The sequence below is a fragment of the Luteitalea sp. genome (assembly GCF_022842525.1).
In the GTDB taxonomy this organism is placed as follows: domain Bacteria; phylum Acidobacteriota; class Vicinamibacteria; order Vicinamibacterales; family Vicinamibacteraceae; genus Luteitalea.
The window spans coordinates 1-5069 of sequence record NZ_JALHPM010000294.1; the positions used below are offsets into that span (position 1 = coordinate 1).

Genomic DNA, 5069 nt, shown 5'->3' on the forward strand with positions numbered 1-5069 from the left:
GGTGATCGCTGCCGTCGTCGTCGTCTTGCCGTGGTCGATGTGGCCGATCGTCCCGATGTTGACGTGCGGCTTCGAACGATCGAACTTTTCTTTACCCATTGCGCCTGCTCTCCGGTTCTACGGGTCCGTGACGGAACAACCGGCGCGTTCGGAGAACGCGCCCTACCCCTATTGCTTGGTGCCCTGCATGCGGGCAATCACTTCGTCGGCCACGTGGCCAGGCGCCTGCTCGTACCGATCGAAATGCATCGAGTACGTGGCGCGGCCCTGCGTGCGCGACCGGAGCTCGGTCGCGTAGCCGAACATCTCGGACAGCGGCACGCGGGAACTGACGATCTGCGTTCCGCCGAGGTCTTCCTGCGACTGGATGTGGCCGCGGCGGCTGGCGATGTCGCCCATGATGTCGCCCATGAATTCCTTGGGCACCACCACCTCGACGCGCATCACCGGCTCGAGCAACACCGGACGGGCCTTCTTGGCGGCATCCTTGAACGCCATCGATCCGGCGATCTTGAAGGCCATTTCGTTGGAGTCGACGTCGTGGTACGAGCCGTCGTACAGCTCGATACCGACGTCATCCACCGGGAACCCGGCCAGGATGCCCGTGGTGAGGGCTTCCTTGATGCCTTCGTCGATCGGCTTGATGAACTCCTTCGGAATCGTCCCGCCGACGATCTTGTTCTCGAAGAGGTAGCCCTCGCCCGGCTGGCGCGGAATCAGACGCACCTTGGCGTGGCCGTACTGCCCGCGTCCACCCGTCTGGCGCACGTAGCGGCCCTCGCCCTCGGCCTGCATCGTGAGCGTCTCCTTGTAGGCCACCTGCGGACGCCCGACGTTGGCCTCGACGTTGAACTCGCGCTTGAGGCGGTCGACGATGATGTCGAGGTGCAGTTCGCCCATGCCGGCGATGATCGTCTGGCCCGTCTGCGTGTCGGTACGCACCCGGAACGTCGGATCCTCGGCCATCAGCTTGGCGAGGCCCTGCCCCAGCTTCTCCTGGTCGCTCTTGGTCTTCGGCTCGATGGCGAGCGAGATGACCGGCTCCGGGAAGTCCATCGACTCGAGAATCACCTGGTGCTTCTCGTCGCAGATGGTGTCGCCCGTCATGACGCTCTTCAGGCCGACGCACGCCGCGATGTCGCCGGCGTAGACTTCCTTGATTTCCTCACGCTTGTTCGCGTGCATCTTCAGCAGGCGGCCGATGCGCTCGGTCTTGCCCTTGGTCGAGTTGAGGACCGAGGAGCCCGAGGTCAGCACGCCCGAGTAGACGCGGATGAACGTGAGCTGACCGACGAACGGGTCGGTCATGATCTTGAAGGCGAGCGCCGCGAACGGCGCCGTGTCGTTGGCCGGACGCTCGATCGGCGTCTCGTCGCTCTTGTCGGTCGAGATGCCCTGGATGGCCGGGATGTCGACCGGCGACGGCAGGAAGTCGACGACCGCGTCGAGCAGCGGCTGGACGCCCTTGTTCTTGAACGCCGAGCCACAGATCACCGGCACGAACGGCGCCTCGCTGCGACCCGCGTGCACCGAGGTGTTGACGCGCGACCGCAGCGCCTTCTTGATCTCGGCCTCGGTCAGCTCCTCGCCGCCCAGGTACTTCTCGAGCAGGGCGTCATCGGCTTCGCTGACCTTCTCGAGCAGTTGCTCGCGGTAGGCCTTGGCCTGGTCGAGCAGGTCGGCGGGGATCTCCTCGACGACATACTCGGCGCCCATCGTCTCGTCCTTGTACGTGATGGCCTTCATCGCCACCACGTCGACCACACCGCGGAACTTGTCCTCGCTGCCGATCGGGAACTGCAGGACGCACGGGTTGCCCTGGAGGCGGGTGCGAATCTGCTCGACCGTGCGGTCGAAGTTCGCGCCGATGCGGTCCATCTTGTTCACGAAGCAGATGCGCGGCACGCGGTACTTGTCGGCCTGGCGCCACACCGTCTCGGACTGCGGCTCGACGCCGGCCACCGAGTCGAACACCGCGACTGCGCCGTCGAGCACGCGGAGCGAACGCTCGACCTCGGCCGTGAAGTCGACGTGGCCGGGCGTGTCGATGATGTTGATGCGGTGATCACGCCAGAAACACGTCGTCGCCGCGGACGTGATGGTGATGCCGCGCTCCTGCTCCTGCTCCATCCAGTCCATCGTCGCCGTGCCTTCGTGCACTTCGCCGATCTTGTAGGTGATGCCGGTGTAGAACAGGATGCGCTCGGTCGTGGTCGTCTTGCCGGCATCGATGTGCGCCATGATGCCGATGTTGCGCGTACGACTGAGTGGGACCTGACGTGCCATGGATCGAGTACTCGGACGAAAAAGAGTGAAATTCCTGAACTACCAGCGGTAGTGGGCGAAGGCCTTGTTGGCCTCGGCCATGCGATGCGTGTCTTCACGCTTCTTCACGGCCCCACCACGCATGTTGCTGGCATCGAGCAGCTCGTTGGCGAGCTTCTCTTCCATCGTCTTGCCATCGCCCCGCGACCGCGAGTAGCTGACCAGCCACCGGATGGCCAGCGAGAGGCGACGATTGACGTTGACCTCGATCGGCACCTGGTAGTTCGACCCACCGACGCGCCGCGACTTGACCTCGAGGCTCGGCTTGGTGTTGTCGATGGCCTTCTTGAAGACCTTGAGGGGCTCCTCGCCGGTCTTCTCCTGGATCATCTCGAAGCTCTTGTACAGAATCCGCTCCGCGGTGCTCCGCTTGCCGTCGCTCATCACCGACCCGATGAACTTGGTCACCAGGGCACTGTTGTAGAGCGGGTCGGGCGTGACTTCGCGCTTGGCAACTACTCGTCTGCGTGGCATCTCGAATCAGCTCCTGCTAGGCCTTCGGGCGCTTGGCGCCGTACTTGGACCGGCTCTGCCGGCGGTTCGCGACGCCCGTGGCGTCCAGCGTGCCCCGCACGACGTGATACCGGACTCCCGGGAGGTCCTTCACGCGGCCACCGCGAATGAGCACCAGCGAGTGCTCCTGCAGGTTGTGGCCGACGCCCGGGATATAGGTCGTCACCTCGATCTTGTTGGTCAACCGCACACGCGCCACCTTGCGGAGCGCCGAGTTCGGCTTCTTGGGCGTCTGGGTGAACACCCGGACGCAGACCCCCCGCTTCTGCGGGCTCTCCTGCAACGCAGGACTCTTGGTCTTGTCGATGACCGCTTCACGGCCCTTGCGGACCAGCTGACTGATAGTCGGCACTGTGACTCCACCTGCGCGCGGGGCTGCCAGAATCGACAGACACGCATCCAGGCACGCCTCGTCAGGCGTGCCCGTTCGGACTTGCCTCCGTGCCACCTCAACAGCGGCGACACGGCGTCCCGGGCCTGAAAGTCGACCGATGGCCGACCTGGCACCCGAGACTGGGTACCCTACGTCTTCGAAGTTGTCGCGTCGCGAGCCACCATCGGGGGTGGTCCGCTCGGATGTGCCCGCCAATCCCCGCCGTCGACCTGCAACAGCGCCCGGGATCCGGGCCTCACTTCGCGTGGCTCAGGGTCAGATAGGGTGTCCTGACCCCGACAAAACCTTGCGAGCCTATCACGGTGCGGGGGACTGGTGCAACCCCCGCGCCGTCTTCCCCCTCGAGTCTGGTCGCCTGCACCAGTCTCGCGTCGGGGCCTCGCGGCGAACAGGCAGGATAGCACAGAAGATGTGCCGGGTCACTTCCTCGCGACCACGCGCATGTTCGACGTGCGTCCCGTCACCCAGCGCTGGACGGTATCGATGAGACCGTACGCGACCAGGGCCGGCACGGACCGCTCGGACAGGAGGCCCGACGCCCACCGCCAGGCCGGGGCGTCCCTGACCACGTTCTGCAGCGTATGCGCCCAGATGAACGGGCTCAGCAGGTACGTCGTGCGCTCGACCGTCAAGCCCTGCTGCTGCAGCAGGCCCGTCAGCGAGGCCCGGGTGTACAGCGACCAGTGTCGTGGGCAGTGCCAGCCCCCCCACCGGTCCGGGGCCACCCAGTCGCGGTCCCACGAGCCGACAGACGGCGTCTCGATCAGGATTCGGCCACCCGGCCGCAGCAGCGCCGCCGCACGCGCCACGCAGGCCCGGGGATCGGCCAGGTGCTCGATGACCTGATTCAGGATGATCAGGTCAACGGTGCCCTCCGGCCAGTCCAGCGCCTCAAACCGGGCACACTGCATCTCGAGGCCCGCGGTCCGCAGCGCCGCGCACGCCTCCTCCGAGATGTCCACCCCCACCACGCGCCACGAGGGGTCGCCATCCGCCTTGATCGCCTGCAGCAACTGCCCTTCGCCGCACCCCACCTCCATCACCGTCGCACCGGTCGGCACCAGCGTGCGCAGCAGGCGCACGCGTCCACCCTGGACGATGCCGCGCAGCCGGGTCGTCACCGGCCCGAGGAAGGCCGCATAGCGGTAGTACGACGGCGGATAGATGACGCCCAGCGTCTCGGGCCGCGGGCGATTGCGCAGGTACGTCAGCCCGCAGGCACGGCACTGCACGAACACGAACTCGTTGTCGCAGCTCGCGAACTCGTAGTCGCGCGACCGCCCGACCTCATCGGCCTGGCGGCTGCCACACGTGCTGCAGGCGACCTCCTCGGTGGCGATCTGCATCAGGCGATCGCCCGCCGCCGGCGCCGGCGCGCGTCGCCGAGCACTCCGGCAATGGTGCCCAGGATGGACCGCGAGGTCATCGCCGGCTGCAGGTACCCGATGTCGCGCAGGTGCTCGCGCACGCGAGGCAGATGACAGGCGGGCACCTGCGGAAACAGGTGATGCTCGACATGGAGGTTCATGTTCAACGTGTAGAAGAAGGTCCGATCGATCGGATTGGGCAGGTGCGATCGCACCGAACACTCGCCGACGTGCCGGTCCAGCCGCACGTGTTCGCAGAAGGCCCGCACGCGACTGAAGAACAGGCCGAACGTCGCCGCCGTGGCCGGGTAGACGAGCGCCAGCCATGGATGGCGGCCGAAGCCGGTGGCCAGCAGCGCGATGCCCAGCTGACAGGCGACAATCGCGCCAATCTGGGCCGCGGGGCTGACGATGGGCGCCCGTGGGCGGGCCTGCGGCGCCGCTGCCGCAGGCGGTCCGCCGCCCGCGCC

At 66.5% G+C, this 5069-nt stretch carries 6 protein-coding genes; all 6 read right to left on the reverse strand.

From position 1 onward, the window contains the following. A partial coding sequence (locus Q0C41_RS29545; protein WP_291990293.1) for a GTP-binding protein occupies window positions 1–99 on the reverse strand: 99 nt, incomplete at its 3' end. Between the two features lie 69 nt (window positions 100–168). Next, window positions 169–2286, reverse strand: a complete 2118-nt coding sequence (gene fusA, locus Q0C41_RS29550) for an elongation factor G (RefSeq protein ID WP_291990283.1) — start codon at window positions 2284–2286, stop codon at window positions 169–171. A 39-nt stretch (window positions 2287–2325) separates the two neighbouring features. Next, window positions 2326–2799 (reverse strand): 30S ribosomal protein S7, encoded by a 474-nt coding sequence (gene rpsG / locus Q0C41_RS29555; protein WP_291990285.1) that lies wholly within the window; start codon window positions 2797–2799, stop codon window positions 2326–2328. Window positions 2800–2815: 16 nt separating this feature from the next. Next, window positions 2816–3190 carry a 30S ribosomal protein S12 gene (gene rpsL / locus Q0C41_RS29560; RefSeq protein WP_291990287.1) on the reverse strand — a complete coding sequence of 125 codons (375 nt, stop codon included), beginning with the start codon at window positions 3188–3190 and terminating at the stop codon, window positions 2816–2818. 461 nt (window positions 3191–3651) lie between these two features. Beyond that, window positions 3652–4578, reverse strand: a complete 927-nt coding sequence (locus Q0C41_RS29565; RefSeq protein ID WP_291990289.1) for a class I SAM-dependent methyltransferase — start codon at window positions 4576–4578, stop codon at window positions 3652–3654. Further along, window positions 4578–5069, reverse strand: a 492-nt coding sequence (locus tag Q0C41_RS29570) for a fatty acid desaturase (RefSeq protein WP_291990291.1), incomplete at its 5' end; no start/stop codon positions are given. The genes Q0C41_RS29565 and Q0C41_RS29570, both read right to left, overlap by 1 nt.